Annotated in this window: 17 protein-coding genes; 11 read left to right on the top strand and 6 right to left on the bottom strand. The window is 74.6% G+C overall.

All coding sequences use genetic code 11. The annotated features are described in order from the left end of the window. The first annotated feature begins 306 nt into the window (after positions 1-306). The 6 genes from OG823_RS07275 (at position 307) to paaE (ending at position 5,991) form a co-directional block, all read left to right on the top strand. Positions 307-1,821: a M20 family metallopeptidase gene (locus tag OG823_RS07275; RefSeq protein ID WP_371478489.1), complete on the top strand. Its 1,515-nt coding sequence runs from the start codon at positions 307-309 to the stop codon at positions 1,819-1,821. A 421-nt stretch (positions 1,822-2,242) separates the two neighbouring features. After that, the gene (paaA, locus tag OG823_RS07270) at positions 2,243-3,256 is read left to right on the top strand and encodes a 1,2-phenylacetyl-CoA epoxidase subunit PaaA (RefSeq protein WP_371478488.1); all 1,014 of its coding nucleotides are present in this window, start codon (positions 2,243-2,245) and stop codon (positions 3,254-3,256) included. After that, positions 3,253-3,546 (top strand): 1,2-phenylacetyl-CoA epoxidase subunit PaaB, encoded by a 294-nt coding sequence (gene paaB / locus OG823_RS07265; protein WP_371478486.1) that lies wholly within the window; start codon positions 3,253-3,255, stop codon positions 3,544-3,546. The genes paaA and paaB overlap by 4 nt, the downstream gene beginning before the upstream one ends. A 13-nt stretch (positions 3,547-3,559) precedes the next feature. Beyond that, a complete protein-coding gene (gene paaC / locus OG823_RS07260; protein WP_371478484.1) occupies positions 3,560-4,444 on the top strand; it encodes a 1,2-phenylacetyl-CoA epoxidase subunit PaaC in 885 nt (294 codons plus the stop codon). After that, complete coding sequence (gene paaD / locus OG823_RS07255) at positions 4,441-4,926, top strand: 1,2-phenylacetyl-CoA epoxidase subunit PaaD (protein ID WP_371484343.1); 486 nt, start codon at positions 4,441-4,443, stop codon at positions 4,924-4,926. The genes paaC and paaD overlap by 4 nt, the downstream gene beginning before the upstream one ends. Next, positions 4,927-5,991, top strand: coding sequence for a 1,2-phenylacetyl-CoA epoxidase subunit PaaE (paaE, locus tag OG823_RS07250; RefSeq protein ID WP_371478482.1), 1,065 nt, complete (start codon positions 4,927-4,929; stop codon positions 5,989-5,991). Here the strand turns inward: paaE and OG823_RS07245 are convergent. Further along, complete coding sequence (locus OG823_RS07245) at positions 5,979-7,106, bottom strand: NAD(P)-binding domain-containing protein (protein WP_371478480.1); 1,128 nt, start codon at positions 7,104-7,106, stop codon at positions 5,979-5,981. The two genes, paaE and OG823_RS07245, sit on opposite strands and share 13 nt — an antisense overlap. A 130-nt stretch (positions 7,107-7,236) precedes the next feature. Continuing rightward, on the bottom strand, positions 7,237-7,611 hold the full coding sequence (locus tag OG823_RS07240; protein WP_371478478.1) for a YbjQ family protein: 375 nt from the start codon (positions 7,609-7,611) through the stop codon (positions 7,237-7,239). A 102-nt stretch (positions 7,612-7,713) separates the two neighbouring features. On the opposite strand from OG823_RS07240, the gene OG823_RS07235 reads away from it, so the two are divergent. Then, complete coding sequence (locus OG823_RS07235; protein WP_371478477.1) at positions 7,714-8,643, top strand: hypothetical protein; 930 nt, start codon at positions 7,714-7,716, stop codon at positions 8,641-8,643. Positions 8,644-8,728: 85 nt separating this feature from the next. Further along, positions 8,729-9,439 carry an aminoacyl-tRNA hydrolase gene (locus tag OG823_RS07230; RefSeq protein WP_371478474.1) on the top strand — a complete coding sequence of 237 codons (711 nt, stop codon included), beginning with the start codon at positions 8,729-8,731 and terminating at the stop codon, positions 9,437-9,439. A gap of 69 nt (positions 9,440-9,508) precedes the next feature. On the opposite strand, the gene OG823_RS07225 is transcribed toward OG823_RS07230, so the two are convergent. Together OG823_RS07225 and OG823_RS07220 are read right to left on the bottom strand one after the other, a co-directional pair. Continuing rightward, positions 9,509-10,246, bottom strand: coding sequence for an ABC transporter permease (locus OG823_RS07225; RefSeq protein ID WP_371478473.1), 738 nt, complete (start codon positions 10,244-10,246; stop codon positions 9,509-9,511). Then, on the bottom strand, positions 10,243-11,163 hold the full coding sequence (locus OG823_RS07220) for an ABC transporter ATP-binding protein (protein WP_371478472.1): 921 nt from the start codon (positions 11,161-11,163) through the stop codon (positions 10,243-10,245). The genes OG823_RS07225 and OG823_RS07220 overlap by 4 nt, the downstream gene beginning before the upstream one ends. 135 nt (positions 11,164-11,298) lie before the next feature. On the opposite strand from OG823_RS07220, the gene OG823_RS07215 reads away from it, so the two are divergent. From OG823_RS07215 to OG823_RS07205, 3 genes are all read left to right on the top strand, one after another. Beyond that, the gene (locus tag OG823_RS07215) at positions 11,299-12,504 is read left to right on the top strand and encodes a histidine kinase (protein ID WP_371478470.1); all 1,206 of its coding nucleotides are present in this window, start codon (positions 11,299-11,301) and stop codon (positions 12,502-12,504) included. Further along, positions 12,504-13,157: a response regulator gene (locus tag OG823_RS07210; protein ID WP_371484341.1), complete on the top strand. Its 654-nt coding sequence runs from the start codon at positions 12,504-12,506 to the stop codon at positions 13,155-13,157. The genes OG823_RS07215 and OG823_RS07210 overlap by 1 nt, the downstream gene beginning before the upstream one ends. Positions 13,158-13,406: 249 nt before the next feature. Continuing rightward, positions 13,407-13,700 (top strand): hypothetical protein, encoded by a 294-nt coding sequence (locus OG823_RS07205; protein ID WP_371478469.1) that lies wholly within the window; start codon positions 13,407-13,409, stop codon positions 13,698-13,700. 51 nt (positions 13,701-13,751) lie between these two features. Here OG823_RS07205 and OG823_RS07200 read toward each other — a convergent pair whose 3' ends face one another. Further along, complete coding sequence (locus tag OG823_RS07200) at positions 13,752-13,967, bottom strand: DUF397 domain-containing protein (RefSeq protein ID WP_371478467.1); 216 nt, start codon at positions 13,965-13,967, stop codon at positions 13,752-13,754. Beyond that, positions 13,964-14,896: a helix-turn-helix domain-containing protein gene (locus OG823_RS07195; RefSeq protein ID WP_371478465.1), complete on the bottom strand. Its 933-nt coding sequence runs from the start codon at positions 14,894-14,896 to the stop codon at positions 13,964-13,966. The genes OG823_RS07200 and OG823_RS07195 overlap by 4 nt, the downstream gene beginning before the upstream one ends. Positions 14,897-14,927 lie beyond the last annotated feature (31 nt).

Below are 14,927 nucleotides of genomic sequence, written 5' to 3'. Positions count from 1 at the left end.
TTCTCGGCTTCCCCCGCGGCGGTGCCGCCACTGCGCCGTCGCACCGAAGCCGCCGTCCACGGGGGCACCGGATCGGACCGGGGTCACCGGATCGAGCGAGGAGGACGCAATGTTGCCAGGCATGCCGCCCAGCCGTTCCGCCGCACCCGGGCCATCCCGGCCGACCGGAGCGCCCCGACCGGCCGCGCGCCTGCGGCCCGCCGGCTTCGCCGCCGGCGCCGCCCCGCACCGACCGCTGCCGATACTCGACGACCGTGCCGCAGCGGCGCGACCGTCGAGTATCGGCAGCGGTCGGGGAGGCGTCCGTTGAGCGCCCGGACCGCTGCCGGCACGCCGGCGGCGCTCGACGTCACCACGGCGCGCACCGTCCCCCCGATACCCGCCACCCCGGGGGTCGCGGTGTCCGCCGGGGCTCCGACGGCGGCCGGCGCTCCGGGCATCACCGCCGGGCCGATCGCCGCCGGGCCGATCACCGCCGGACGAATGGCCGCCGGGCAGAGCGCGTCCGCTGCTCCGGCCGCGCCTCCCCTCCCGGTTGCGGTGTCCACCATCACGGCCGTCACCCCCGCCCCCACCCCTGCCCCCACCCCCACCTCCACCCCCGGCCCTGCGGCGGCGGATGGGGAGGGCCCGCTGGTCGCCACCGCCGCGCTCCCCGGGCTGCCGCGGGCGCTCAGTGCCCGGGCCCGCACCCTGGCCGGCGCGGTCCGGCGGCGCTGCGCCGACCTCGCCCGGATGGAATCGCCCAGTGGCGACGCGCCCCGCCTCGACGAGTTGGCGGAAGAGCTGGCGGCGGGGTTCCGCGCCACCGGTGCCACGGTGCGCCGGGAGCCCGGCCCGGCCGGTGACCACCTCGTCCTGACCTGGGAGGGGGAGGACGAGAGTCTGCCGCACCTCCTGGTGGTCGGGCACCACGACACCGTGTGGCCGGTCGGTACGCTCGCCGACTGGCCGGTCACCGAGCAGGACGGCCTGCTCAGCGGCCCCGGCGTGCTCGACATGAAGGCCGGGCTGGCGCTCCTGGAGGGCGCCTTCGCCCTGCTCGCGGACCTGGGCCAGCGCCCACACCGTCCGGTGCGGCTGGTGGTGGTGGCCGACGAGGAGATCGGCAGTCCGGACGGACGGCGCCTGGTCGAGCGTCAACTCCCCGGCGCGGCAGCCGTCCTGGGGCTGGAGCCGCCGCATCCGGACGGTCGGCTGAAGACGGCCCGGCGGGGTAGCACCCGGGTCCGGTTGTCGGTCACCGGCCGTGAGGCGCACGCCGGGCTCGACGCGGCGGCCGGGACCTCGGCGGTGGACGAGCTGGTCGACCAACTGGTCGCCGTCCGGAGCCTGGCCTGCCAGCCCGGCACCGAGCTCAACACCGGGCGGATCAGCGGCGGGACGCGGGCCAACGTAATCGCCGGTTGCGCCGAGGCGGAGCTCGGGCTGCGCTTCGCGACCCCCGAGGCTCAGCGCCGTACCCTCGACCACCTCGCGCACCTGACCGCCCTGCGTCCGGGCGCCCGGGTGCGGACGGAGGTCCTGTCCAGTCGTCCCGCCTGGCCCGAGCGTACGGGCAACCCGTTGCTGCGGCACGTCCGTTCGCTGGCGGCCGCGCTCGGACAGCAGCTGGACGGGGCACCGGCCGGCGGTGCGGGCGACACCAACCTGGCGGGTGCCCGCGGACTGCCGACATTGGACGGTCTGGGCGCGGTCGGCGCCGGGCCGCACGCCCGGCACGAGCACATCCGGGTCGACCAGCTGGCCCCCCGGATCGCACTGCTGGCGACGCTGCTCGCGGTCCCGCTGCCCCGTCTGCGGGACCGGCCCAAGGCGTAGCACCCGCTGCACCCGCGCCTGCCCCGCCGTACCCGCCCGACCCGCCCAGTCCGCCCGACCCGCTGCACCCGTCGTACCCGCCCGACCCGCCACACCCGCCCGACCCGTCGTACCCGGGGGCGGTCCCGCTGTCCGGAGGTTCCCGCCTCCGGACGGCGGGACCGCCCCCGGCCCGTTCGGGCGCCCCGCCGGGCTGCCGGCCCCCCGCCGAGCCACCGGTCTCCCCGCCGGGCCGCCGGCCCCTCCATGGGCCGGTTCGCCCCCGGGCGACGGGCCGGCCCACGGAGGGCCCGCGCCGGCCCCTGCGCGCCTCCCCCGAGGTCCGCCGTCCGGCCGCAGCGCGCCGAACCTTGTCAGGGCGGGGCCCGACCGCGCACAATGGAACCGACCGAACGGTCAGTCGGTTGTGAGAGGAGTCGTGGTGACAGCAGAAGTGGCCGATCCGGCACAGGCCGACCCCGCGCTGGCGGACCGGTTCGACGCGGTGATCGCCGCGGAGCAGCGCATCGAGCCCCGCGACTGGATGCCCGACGCCTACCGGGCCACCCTGATCCGCCAGATCGCCCAGCACGCGCACTCCGAGATCATCGGCATGCAGCCCGAGGGCAACTGGCTGACCAGAGCGCCGTCGCTGCGCCGCAAGGCCATCCTGCTGGCCAAGGCGCAGGACGAGGCCGGTCACGGGCTCTACCTCTACGCGGCAGCCGAGACGCTCGGTGTGGATCGCGCCGAGCTGACCGAGAAGCTGGTCTCCGGCCGTCAGAAGTACTCGTCGATCTTCAACTACCCCACGCTGACCTTCGCCGACGTCGGGGTGATCGGCTGGCTGGTGGACGGCGCCGCGATCTGCAACCAGGTGCCCCTGTGCCGTTGCTCGTACGGGCCCTACGCCCGCGCGATGGTGCGGATCTGCAAGGAGGAGTCCTTCCACCAGCGGCAGGGTTACGAGCTGCTGATGACGATGATGCGCGGCACCGAGGGCCAGCGGCGGATGGTCCAGGACGCGGTGGACCGCTGGTGGTGGCCCTCGCTGATGATGTTCGGGCCGCCGGACGGCGACTCCCCGAACACCGCCCGGTCGATGGCCTGGCGGATCAAGCGGCACACCAACGACGAGCTGCGACAGCGCTTTGTCGACATGTCCGTACCGCAGGCCGAGCACCTCGGCGTCACCCTCCCCGACCCGGCGCTGAGCTGGAACGAGGAGCGCGGCGGTTGGGATTTCGGCGAGCCGGACTGGTCGGAGCTCAAGCGGGTGATCGAGGGCGACGGCCCCTGCAACACCCGGCGCGTGGAGCATCGCCGGCAGGCCCACGAGGACGGCGCCTGGGTGCGCGAGGCGGCTCTGGCCTACGCGGCCAAGCGCGCCGCCGAGGCGGCGCCGGGCGCCCGGGACGAGACGGACGAGACGGACGAGACGGAGGAGATCCGGTGAACGGTGTCCAGGCCGGCTGGCCGCTGTACGAGGTGTTCGTCCGCCCCCGGCGGGGGTTGAACCACGTCCACGTCGGGTCGCTGCACGCAGCCGACGACCGGATGGCGCTGCTCGCCGCGCGTGACCTATACACCCGCCGCAACGAGGGCGTCAGCCTCTGGGTGGTCCGCTCGGACGCGATCACCGCCTCCACCCCGGACGAGCGGGATCCCTTCTTCGCCCCCAGCGGCGACAAGGTCTACCGCCACCCGACCTTCTACGACATCCCCGAGGATGTCCCGCACATCTGACGGGAGCGCACCGATGCAGGACGACGACCACGTGTACCTGACCCTCACCGAGGCGGGCCCGGAGCCCGACGGCGAGGCCCGCTGGGCGTACGGGACGGGCTTCGCCGACCCGCTGCTCGGTGTGGACGACGCCGTGCCGTCCGGCCTGGACGGCGCCGACCTCGGCGCCTACTGCCTGATGCTGGGCGACGACGCGCTGATCCTCGCCCAGCGGCTGACGCAGTGGTGCACCCGGGCGCCCGAGCTGGAGGAGGAGGTGGCGCTCGCCAACCTCGGCCTCGACCTCCTCGGCCAGGCCCGGCTGCTGCTCACCAGGGCCGGCCGGGCGGACGGCACCGGCCGCACGGAGGACGACCTGGCGTACCTGCGCGAGGAGCACGAGTTCCGCAACGTCCGGCTGGTCGAGGTGCCGAACGGCGACTTCGCGCACTCGGTGGCCAGGCTGCTGCTCTTCGCCACCGCCCGCCGGGGCCTGTACGAGGCGCTGGCCGCGCACCCCGACCCGGTGCTCGCGTCGGTCGCCGCGCGCGGGGCGAAGGAGCTGGCCTACCACCAGGAGTACGCCACCGCCTGGACCCTGCGGCTCGGCGACGGCACGCCGTACTCGGCGCAGCGGATGCAGGCCGCACTGGAGGCGCTCTGGCCGCTGCTGGACGAGCTGTTCACCCCGCACGCCGTGGAGCTGCGGGTCGGCGCCGACCCCTCCGCCCTGCGCGGGCCGGTGCTGCGCACGCTGGCCGCGGTGCTGGCCGAGGCGGGTCTGACCGTGCCCGAACGGCGTCCGCTGGCGGCCGTCGGCGGGCGGGCCGGGCGCGACGGGGTGCACACCGAGGCGCTCGGACCGCTGCTCGCGGAGCTTCAGGTGGTCGCACGGGCGCACCCGGGGGCGACGTGGTGACGGCGACCGGCGCGTGGGAGGTCGCGGCGGCCGTACCCGACCCCGAACTGCCGATGCTCAACCTCGCCGAGCTGGGCGTGCTGGCCGGGGTGGACGCCGAGGACGGGTGCGTCACCGCCTGGCTCACCCCGACCTACTCCGGCTGCCCGGCGATCGCCGAGATGGCCGCCACGGTCGACGCCCGGTTGCGGGCGGCCGGATACCCGGAGGTCCGGGTGCGGCTGCGGCTGGACCCGCCGTGGTCCACCGACCGGATCACCGAGGCCGGACGCCGCAAGCTGGCCGAGGCCGGTATCGCCCCGCCGGGGCCCGCGCACGCGGTGCCGCTCCTGCTCGGCCCGACCCGCCGCACCGCCGTGGCCTGCCCCCGGTGCGGCGGCACGGACACCGAGGAGCTGTCCCGTTTCGGGTCCACCGCCTGCAAGGCGCTCTGGCGGTGCCGTGGCTGTCGCGAGCCCTTCGAACGGATCAAGGAGATCTGAATGACCGTCCGTCGACCGGCCTTCCACCCGCTGCGGATCTCGCTGCTGGAGCCGCTCTGCGAGGACGCCGTCGCGGTCACCTTCGAGGTGCCCGACGCCCTCGCCGACACCTTCGCCTTCCGCCCCGGCCAGACGCTGACCCTGCGCCGGACGGTGGACGGGGCCGACGAGCGCCGCTCCTACTCGATCTGCGCACCGGCCGGCGGCCCGCTGCGGATCGCCGTGCGGGAGGTGCCCGGCGGGCTGTTCTCGCGGTGGCTGGTCCGCGAGGCGCGGCCCGGCGAGGAGGTCGAGGTGCTGGCGCCGAGTGGGCTGTTCAGCCCCGAGACGGACATCCCCGGCGAGCACGTTCTGGTGGCCGCCGGCTCGGGCATCACGCCGATGCTGTCGATCGCCGCCTCCGTGCTGGCCGCCGACCGGACGTCCCGGGTCACCCTGCTGTACGGGAACCGCCGCAGTGACACGGTGATGTTCGCCGACGAGCTGGCCGACCTCAAGGACCGCCATCTCGGCCGGTTCCAGTTGCTGCACGTGCTCTCGCGGGAGACCCGCGACGCCGAGCTGCTCTCGGGCCGACTGGACGCCGGGCGGGTGGCGGCACTGCTGCGCGCGCTGGTCGAGGTCCCGAAGGTGGACCACTGGTGGCTCTGCGGGCCGTACGGCATGGTGGCCGGCGTCAGGGAGCTGCTGGCCGGGCTGGGAGTGCCGGGGGAGAAGGTGCACCAGGAGCTGTTCCACGCCGACGACGAGCCGGTCGCCGACCGCCCCGAGGCACCGGTGAGCGGTGAGCTGAGCGAGGTCACCGTGGTGCTGGACGGGCGCGGCAGCACCCTCTCACTACCGCGCGACCGTTCCGTCCTGGACGGCGCCCAGCGCTCCCGGCCCGACCTGCCGTTCGCCTGCAAGGGCGGAGTCTGCGGCACCTGCCGGGCCCTGGTGACGGAGGGCGAGGTGGTGATGCGGCGCAACTTCGCCCTGGAGGAGAAGGAGCTGGCGGCGGGGTACGTGCTGACCTGCCAGGCCAGGCCGGTGACCGCGCGCGTGACGGTCGACTACGACCGCTGAACCGTGGCGGCGGCGGTCCGGTGGGCCGGGGCGCCGAGCAGTCGGACGATTCCGTTGACCGCCGCCCGGCCGGCCCGGTTGGCGCCGACGGTGCTGGCGGAGGGGCCGTACCCGACCAGGTGCACGCGCGGGTCGGCGGCGGCCTGCGTGCCCTCCATCCGGATCCCGCCGCCCGGGCCGCGCAGGCCCAGCGGTGCCAGGTGGCCGACCTCGGGGCGGAACCCGGTGGCCCAGACGATCGCGTCGACGGCCAGTTCCTCCTCGCCCCAGGCGACGCCCCGCTCGGTCAGCCGGTCGAACATCGGCCGGCGGCGCAGCGCGCCCAGCTCCTCGGCCCGTCGGTACGCGACGGACGGGCCGAGCCCGGTCACGCTGACCACGCTGCGGACCGGCAGCCCGAGCCGGACCCGTTCCTCCACCATGGCCACCGCCGCCCGCCCGGCCTCCGGACTGAACGGCCCGGTCCGGTGGACCGGCGGGGTGCGGGTCACCCAGACCGTGCGCGCCACCGCCGCGACCTCGGACAGCACCTGGACCGCCGAGGCGCCCCCGCCGACGACCAGCACCGTCCGCCCGGCGAACTCCTCCGGCCCCCGGTACTCGGCGTAGTGCAGCTGCCGCCCGCCGAAGCGGCCCGGGTAGTGCGGCAGGAACGGCCTCGTCCACGTCCCGGTCGCGTTGATCAGGGCCCGCGCCGACCAGGGGCCGGCGTCCGTGTCCAGCAGCAGCCGTCCCCCCGGTTGTGCGCGCACCGAGCGTACGCGCACCGGGCGCACGACGGGCAGCGCGTGCCGGGCCTCGTACGCCGCGAAGTACCCCGGCACCACCTCGCGCGCCGGGGCGGCCGGATCCGGTGGCGGGAGTTCGAAATCCGGCAGGTCGTGGAAGCCGTGCACGGTGGCCATCCGCAGGGACGGCGAGCGGTGCGCCCAGGCCCCGCCGGGCGCGTCGTCGGCGTCCAGCACCACGAAGCCGCCCGCGTCCGCGCCGGCCGGAGCCGGGGCGAAGCCGCGTCGGCGCAGGTGGTAGGCGGCGGACAGGCCCGCCTGGCCCGCGCCGATCACCGCGACGTCCACGGTCCGCGCGTCCGGATCGGTTGCTTCGTAAACAGTCACGCTGGTGAAACATCGGGTGGATGGACGCTGTTCCCGCCGGGGCCGGACCGTCCCCGGCCCCGCGGCCGTGCCCGCCCCCGGCCGCCCCCGGCCGCCGAGGGCCGGCCGCGCGCCCGCTGCCGCGACCGGGTCAGACCAGCGGGGAGATCACCGCGGCCGTGCCATACGCGCACACCTCGGTGCCGACGTCCGCCCCCGCCTCCGAGACGTCGAAGCGCATCATCAGCACCGCGTTGCCGCCCCGGGCCTGGGTCTGCGCGATCAGCCGTTCCATCGCCTCGTTGCGGCTCTGCACCAGCGTCTTCGTCATCCCCTTCAACTCACCGCCCACCAGGGACTTCAGCGAGGCACCGATCTGGCTGCCGACGTGCCTGCTGCGCACCGTCAGACCGAAGACCTCGCCGATGACGTGGTCGATCCGGAAGCCCGGAACGTCGTTCGTGGTCACCACGAGGACCTGGGTGTTCGGTCCCTGCCCGCCGCCGTACTCGTCAAGGTTGCTCATGGGCCCATCCTGCGGGCGCGGCCCGCCCGGTGACGGAAGGCGGGGCCGCGAAGGTGGGCCAGACCGGTGATCGGACGCCGGAAAGGCCGTACCGTAGGGCGCATGGGCGAGCGAAGCGATCATCCGCAGGGGCAGGGCGCCACGGAGGACTCCGGCGCGCAGGAGATCGAGGCGACGGTGGTGCTGGGCCTGCGTATCACCGACTGGCCGGCGCTGCGCGCGGCAGCCCGGGCCGCCGTCGAGGATCTGGACTTCGAGGGCGTGGATCCGGCCGGGCAGCGCCGTGACCTGCTGCGTGAGGTCTCCGAGGATCCGAACGCCGCACTCGGCGTGCTGCTCCATCCCGACCGGCTGGTCGCCGCGATGCCCGGGGTCGACGCCATCGGCGGCACCCTGGAGATCAGCGTCACCGAGGACTTCGCCCCCGACTTCGCGGAGCTGTTCCCGCTCGACGGCGACGACGAGGGCAGCGGCGGCGTCGGCGACTGGACGCTGACCCCGCGCACCGCGTGCCTCCTGCACGCCCAGCTGCTCGGCCTGGCCGACGCCGCCTACGACGACCTGGAGGAGCACGAGAGCGAGCCGGTCGTCGAGAGCGAGGACCACGAGTGGGCCGTCTACGGCCGGCTCCCGGTCCGGACCTGGCGGATGCACCGGGGCTGGCGCCGCTCGATGGCCCGTGCCTTCGACGACCTCGCCGACGACCTGGCACTCGGTGAGTGGCCGCTGCCGCGCTGTCCCGCCGAGGACATCGCGCTGCGGATGGCGCTCGCGGACGCGCGGAACCTGCTCGGCGCCCAGCCCGAGTCCGTCGCCGACATGATGGGTGACCTGCCCGCCGACCTCTACGACTACGACTGGGACGGCTGCCAGGACGAGCTCTTCGGCGTCTACGGCCCCGAGGACGGCGACCCCGACTCGGACGTGGCCGGCCGGACCGAGGACCTGCTCGCCGCCACCCATCCCGAGGGCTGGTTCCTCCCGTACGAGGACGCCGAGGAGCGGGACTCCCAGCGGGGCTACCGGCGCTGACGTCCCCCGGGGCGTCCCCCGGGTGCCCTCGGGCGTCCTCCGGCCGGTGTCCGGCCGGTGTCCGGCGGCTGGCATCCTTGGACGGGTGACCACTCCGTTCGACGCCCCCAGCCCCGCCGGCGCGCCCGCCGACCGCGACGCCAACCCGCAGTACGTGCTGCCGCTCCTCGTCCGCCTGGAGCGGACCGACCCGCCGGGCCGCACCGACGCGCTGGAGACCTCCGCCCGTGCGGTGCTGACCCTGCTCGCCGACCCCCGGGTGACCGAGCCGGACGGCGAGTGGGCCGAGCGCGTCGGCGCCTGGGAGGACGCGCGGATCCGCAAGGTGGTCCGTCGGGCCCGCGGCGGTGAGTGGCGCAGGGCGGGCGAACTGCCCGGCATCACGGTGACCGGGGCCACCGCCGAGGTACGGGTCTTCGTCCCCGTCCCGCTGGACGGCTGGCCCAAGGAGCTCGCCAAGCTCCAGGTCTCCGGCACGGAGCTGGAGGAGACCGGGGAGCCGGCCCTCCCCGCGCCCGGGGTGCCCGTGCTGTGGCTCAACCCCGAGCTGGAGATGAGCGCCGGCAAGACCATGGCGCAGACCGGTCACGCGGCCCAGCTCGCCTGGTGGCGCCTGGACGACGCGCAGCGCAAGGAGTGGGCCGGGAGCGGCTTCGAGCTGGCCGTCCGCACGGCCACACCCGCGGCCTGGGCCGAACTGACGGCCGGTGGCCTCCCGCTCGTCCAGGACGCGGGCTTCACCGAGATCGCCCCCGGCAGCTGCACGGTCGTCGCGGACCACCCGGCGCTGCGCTGAGCCGAGCCCCCTCCCGTCCGCCCCGACCGCGCTCCGGCCTTCGCCCCGACCGCCTCCCGGCCCGGCCGCTCAGCCGGCGCGGCGGTGCAGCGACCGCCAGCCGCCGTACGCGGCCGCGGCCGCCCACCCGGCCATGATCAGCAGGCCCGTCCAGTGCCCGTAGGCCACCTGCGGGTCGTCGTGGTAGCGCAGCGCGTACTGACCGGCCCGGTCCGGCAGGAACTGCACCGCCCTGCGCACGCCGGGCACCCCGGAGAGCAGCGGGGAGAGCAGGAAGACGGTCGGGACCAGGAGGCCCATCGCCGCCGTGAGGTTGCGCAGCATGCCGGTGACGCCGAAGCAGAGGACCACCAGCAGCGCCGGGTACAGGCAGCCGGCCGCCATGCTGCGGGCCGCCGCCGGGCCCTGCCAGTCGCCGAACCCCAGGCCCGCGTACGAGCCGAAGGCCCCCGCCGTGCCGGCCATGCCGACCACCAGCCCGACCGCGGTGCCGACGGCGAGCTTGCCGCCGTAGAGCAGCCCCCGGCGGGGCACCGCCAGCAGCGAGGTGTCGATCGTCCGGCTGTTGAACTCCTGGCCCAGCAGCAGTACGGCGAAGCAGACGAGCAGGGCCTGGCCGAAGTTCAGGCCGTAGTGGATGCCGACACTCGGATCCACCGTGAGGCTGCGGTCGACCTTGCCGAGGGCGGCGTTCACGGCGAAGGTGGCGCCGACCGTCAGCAGCAGCGAGGCCAGGGGCGTCAGCCACAGCGAGCGCAGTGTGGTGATCTTGGTCCACTCGGAGCGGAGTACGGCCGTGGTGGTCATGCCGCCACCGCCCGGTACTCGACGCTGTCGGCGGTCATCCGCATGAAGGCCTCCTCCAACGAGTCCTGCTGAACGGCGATCTCGTACAGCACCACGCCCGCGCTCGCCGCCAGCGCCGCGATCCGCTCCGGCTCCGCGCCGGTGACCTCCCAGGCGCCGCCGTCGGCCGGTTCGGCCACCAGGCCCTCGGCCGCCCCGGAGCCCAGCAGCAGGGCCGCCAGCCTCACCGGATCCACCGCGCGGACCCGGACCCTGGCGCGCCCGTGCCGGGCCAGGAAGTCCTCGGTGCTCGTGTCGGCCAGCAGCCGGCCCCGCCCGATCACCACCAGGTGGTCCGCCGTCAGCGCCATCTCCGTCATCAGGTGCGAGGAGACCAGCACCGCCCGGCCCTCGGCGGCCAGCGCGCGGAGCAGCGTCCGGATCCAGCGGATGCCTTCCGGGTCGAGGCCGTTCACCGGCTCGTCCAGCAGCAGGACCGGTGGGTCGCCGAGCAGCGCGGCCGCCACCCCGAGACGCTGGCGCATGCCGAGCGAGAAGCCCCTGACCCGCTTGCGGGCCGCCTCGGTCAGCCCCACCCGGGCGAGCACCTCCTCCACCCGGGCGTCCGGCAGGCCGTTGCTCCGGGCCAGCCAGCGCAGGTGCCCCCGGGCGGTCCGGCCGCCGTGCACGGCGTGCGCGTCCAGCAGCGCGCCGACCTGGCGAAGCGGGTCGGCCAGTTCGGCGTACGGGCGGCCGTGGACCAGGGCCCGGCCGGCCGTCGGCCGGTCCAGCCCGAGGACCATCCGCAGGGTGGTGGTCTTGCCCGCGCCGTTCGGCCCGAGGAACCCCGTCACCACCCCCGGTCGCACCTCGAAGCCGAGGTCGTCCACGGCGAGCTTCTCCCCGTACGCCCTGCTGAGACCCTGAACCTCGATCATGGTCGCCTCCCTGATCCGTTGCCGACGTGACCCATTCGACCGGAGCGGGCGGTCCGGCGGATCCCGCCGAGGAGTGGACCTGCCTCCCTCCTCGGAGGGAGCCGGCGCGCGGCACCGGGCTGGCACGATGGCACCGTGCCCAGGATCCTCAGCCCGTTGTTCGCCGCGGCCACCTACGCGAGGTGGTTGCACCTGCTGATCGGCATGGTCTTCGCCGGAGTGGTCCTGCTGGTCTACCCGGGCACCGAGGGCGTCGGCGTCCTGCGGGCCGTCGTGCTGGGCACCGCCGTGGACGGTGTGCTGCTCACGCTGGCCGCGCTGGTCCCGGCGATGCGGCGGGCGGAGGGCGTCCAGGCCCGGCTGCTGCTGATGCCGGTCCGTGAGGAGGACATCGCCGCCGAGCCCTCCCGCAGTTGGGCCGACCGGCGCCGCACGGCGCTCTGGTTGATCGGCCGGGTGGCCCTCGGCCTGGCCGTCGGCCTGGCCACGGCGCAGGTTCTCACCGTGGCCGTCCTGCTGCTCACCGCCCCCGGCCGGGACCGACCGCCCGCCCTGTACGGCCACCAGCTGCCGGCCGGCGCCGTCGGGCTGTACCCGCTGCTCGCCCCCGTGCTGATGTTCGGCCTCGGCTGGCTGGCCGTCTGGGCCGGGCGGCTCCAACTCGCCATGGCCGTCCGGCTGCTCGGGCCCTCACCCGCCGAGCGGCTGGCCGAGGCGGAGCTCCGCGCGGAGCGCCTGCTGGAGCGCAACCGGCTGGCCCGCGAACTCCACGACTCCATCGGCCACGCCCTGACGGTGACCGTGCTGCAGGCCGGCGCCGCCCGGGCGGTGGACGACCCGGCCTTCACCGCCACGGCCCTGGAGGTGATCGAGGAGACCGGCCGCCGGGCGATGGACGACCTGGAACGCACCCTCGTCCTGCTCCGCGAGAGCCCCGGCGGGCCGACCACCGAACAGCCCGGCATCGACCGGCTGCCGGGTCTGTTCGACACCGCGCGGGCGGCCGGGAGCCCGGTCGAGGTCTGGATCGAGCTGCCGGAGGAGCAGTTGCCCGGGGTGCTCTCCCGCGAGTCGTACCGGATCGTCCAGGAGGCCGTCACCAACGTGCTCAGGCACGCGCCCGGCGAGCCGGTGGCCGTCCGGATCGTCGCCCGGCAGGGGCAGTTGGAGCTGCGCTGCGTCAACGCGCTGACCGGGGAGGGGAGTCGGCGCGGCGGTGGCGGCAAGGGCCTGCGCGGCATCCGGGAGCGCGCCGCGCTGCTCGGCGGCGAGGCCACCGCCGGTCGCCAGGACGGCGAGTGGGTGCTCGCGGTACGGCTGCCGCTACGGTTGGGAGCGTGATGATCAAGATCCTGCTGGTCGACGACGAGGAGCTCGTCCGGGCCGGCCTGCGCGCCGTCCTGGAGGCCCAGGGCGATCTCCGGGTCGTCGGCGAGGCCGCCGACGGCTCCCAGGTCCTCGGCCTGGCCCGGACGCTGCGGCCCGACGTGGTGCTGATGGACGTCCGGATGCCCGAGGTGGACGGCCTGACCGCCACCCGGCTGCTGATCGAGGGCTGCGAGCAGCCGCCCAAGATCCTCGTCGTGACCACCTTCGAGAACGACGACTACGTCTACCGGGCCCTGCGGGCGGGCGCCGACGGGTTCCTGCTCAAGCGCTCCCGCCCGGCCGAGATCGCCCACGCGGTACGGCTGGTGGCGGCGGGGGAGTCGCTGCTCTTCCCCGCCGCGATCCGCCGCCTGGCCGCAGGCCACGGCAACCGCCCGGCCCGCGAGGCGATGAACCGCGCGGGCCTGACCGAACGGGAGGCCGAGGTGCTGCGGCTGGTCGCCCGGGGGCTCTCCAACGGTGAGATCGCCGGGCAGCTCTTCCTCGGCCTGCAGACCGTCAAGACCCACGTCAGCAGCGTGTTGGCGAAACTCGGCGCGCGCGACCGCACCCAGGCGGTGATCGCCGCGTACGAGTCGGGCTTCGTCGCGCCGGACGAGGGCTGACCGCTCGTCCTCGCTGCCCCACGGCGCCCGTCGGCAGGGTGTCGACCCCATCATGCCCCGGTACGAGGCGCCGCCGGTAGGACGCAGGGCACGGTATTTCGATCTTGTCCGGGTGCCCGAGCAGGCCGCACACTCGACCCATCCACCTCGTTCGACGTGCCGGCCCTCCTGGTGAGGGCTCCGGCGCGGTCGTCGTGCTGCCCTGCCGACCGGCAGACGGGAGCAGAGGTGGAGGGACAAGGGGGCTTTGTGAATCACGACGCGGTGCTGCGGGCGAGGGTGTTCCTGCTCGGCTCCGGCGAACTCGACCGGACGAAGGCGCTCCAGGCGTACCGGCTGCTCGTCCCGGTCAATCCGGCGGTGTACCTGCCGCTGCTCTCCAGGGCACTGCTGGAACGCGCCAAGGGCCTGGCCCGGCCCGAGGCGCTGGTGCTGATCGAGGAGGCCCTCGGGCTGGCCGAGCGGCTCGACCTGACGGACCCGGTGCGCGCGGACCTGGTCGCCGAGGCGCTGGGCGCCCGCGCTCGTTTCGACGTTCGGTAGTCCGCTCCGGTCCGGCCGGGCGAGGAGAACCCCTCGCCCGGCCGGGCCGGGTCAGGCCGAGGTCAGAGCACCGGTGCGGACACCCGTGACGAAGGTCTGCCAGGTGTCGGCGGGGAAGAGGAGGGCCGGCCCGGCGGGGTTCTTGGAGTCCCGGACGGGGATCACACCGGGGACGCCGTCGGCGACCTCGACGCAGTCGCCGCCCTGGCTGCCGCTCCGGGTGGACTTACGCCAGCGCGCGGCGGAGAGGTCAAGGGTGATGTTCATGTGCTCGATCCTTCCATGACGGTGGCGATCAGTGCTGCCGAGGCTCCTGGTGACAGGGCGTCGGCCCTTAGCAGATCGAAGATCAGATTACAGCGGTTGACCTCGTGCGACTCGGTGATCAGCTGACCGGTCGCGTGCCCTTCGACATAGGCCACATCGGGACCTTCGGCGAACGAGAGCAGCGCCATCGGGCCGTCCAGGCTGGCGTGCGCGCCCGAGCTGTCCGGAAGGATCTGGACGACCACGTGCGGGGCGCCCATGACGTCCAACAGGCGGGCGAGTTGGTCGCGGAGCACGGCCGGTCCGCCGATGGGCCGTCTGAGGACGTTCTCTTCGAGAATGACCCACAGCATCGGTGCGTCGGGTCCGGCGAGAATCCGCTGCCGCTCCAGTCGGGCCGTCACCTTCTCCTCGACGTCCTTCAGGCGCCCGGCCGTGATGACCGCGCGTGCGTAGTCCTCGGTCTGGAGCAGACCGGGAACCACCTGGACCTGGAAGGACCTGATGTCGGTGGCGGCTGCTTCGAGGTCCACGAAACCTCGGAACCACGATGGGAAGGCCCCCCGGTTCACCAGGGGCCACAGCCGGGAGAGCGCACCGTCGGTACCGAGTGCGGCGTCGCACCGTTCGGCGAAATCCTGTGACGGGATGCGCCGGGCGGTCTCGATCAGCCCGACCAGTGCGCCGGTGTAGTTCACGATCTCGCCCAGTCGCTCCTGGGTGATGCCCGCGCTCGATCGGAATCTGCGCAGTTCCGATCCGAAAAAGGCGAGTACCGATGACGAAGGATCAAGTTCACGTGCCGGAGGCATTGTTCGGCTCTCCATCTGTCCGACCTGGTGAGGCGTTGGACCGTTTCCCCTGGTCAGCGTAGCTCCGTCGGACGACTCTTGAAGGGCGGACGCCGAATCCGGCGCTTTCCGTTCCACGTCTTCACCGAGGGAGAGTCGACCGTGCCGG

The sequence above is a fragment of the Kitasatospora sp. NBC_00315 genome (genome assembly GCF_041435095.1).
Classification (GTDB): Bacteria; Actinomycetota; Actinomycetes; order Streptomycetales; family Streptomycetaceae; genus Kitasatospora.
The sequence above is the reverse complement of the archived record's forward strand: the minus strand, read 5'-3'. Positions and strand labels throughout refer to the sequence as shown.

Bases quoted from the DNA above. Each gene is read 5' to 3' on its own strand.
- paaC (WP_371478484.1), top strand. From the start codon at position 3,560: ATGCAGGACGACGACCACGTGTACCTGACCCTCACCGAGGCGGGCCCG.
- OG823_RS07210 (WP_371484341.1), top strand. From the start codon at position 12,504: ATGATCAAGATCCTGCTGGTCGACGACGAGGAGCTCGTCCGGGCCGGC.
- OG823_RS07240 (WP_371478478.1), bottom strand. From the start codon at position 7,611: ATGAGCAACCTTGACGAGTACGGCGGCGGGCAGGGACCGAACACCCAG.
- OG823_RS07220 (WP_371478472.1), bottom strand. From the start codon at position 11,163: ATGATCGAGGTTCAGGGTCTCAGCAGGGCGTACGGGGAGAAGCTCGCC.
- OG823_RS07225 (WP_371478473.1), bottom strand. From the start codon at position 10,246: ATGACCACCACGGCCGTACTCCGCTCCGAGTGGACCAAGATCACCACA.
- OG823_RS07235 (WP_371478477.1), top strand. From the start codon at position 7,714: ATGGGCGAGCGAAGCGATCATCCGCAGGGGCAGGGCGCCACGGAGGAC.
- paaE (WP_371478482.1), top strand. From the start codon at position 4,927: ATGACCGTCCGTCGACCGGCCTTCCACCCGCTGCGGATCTCGCTGCTG.
- OG823_RS07200 (WP_371478467.1), bottom strand. From the start codon at position 13,967: ATGAACATCACCCTTGACCTCTCCGCCGCGCGCTGGCGTAAGTCCACC.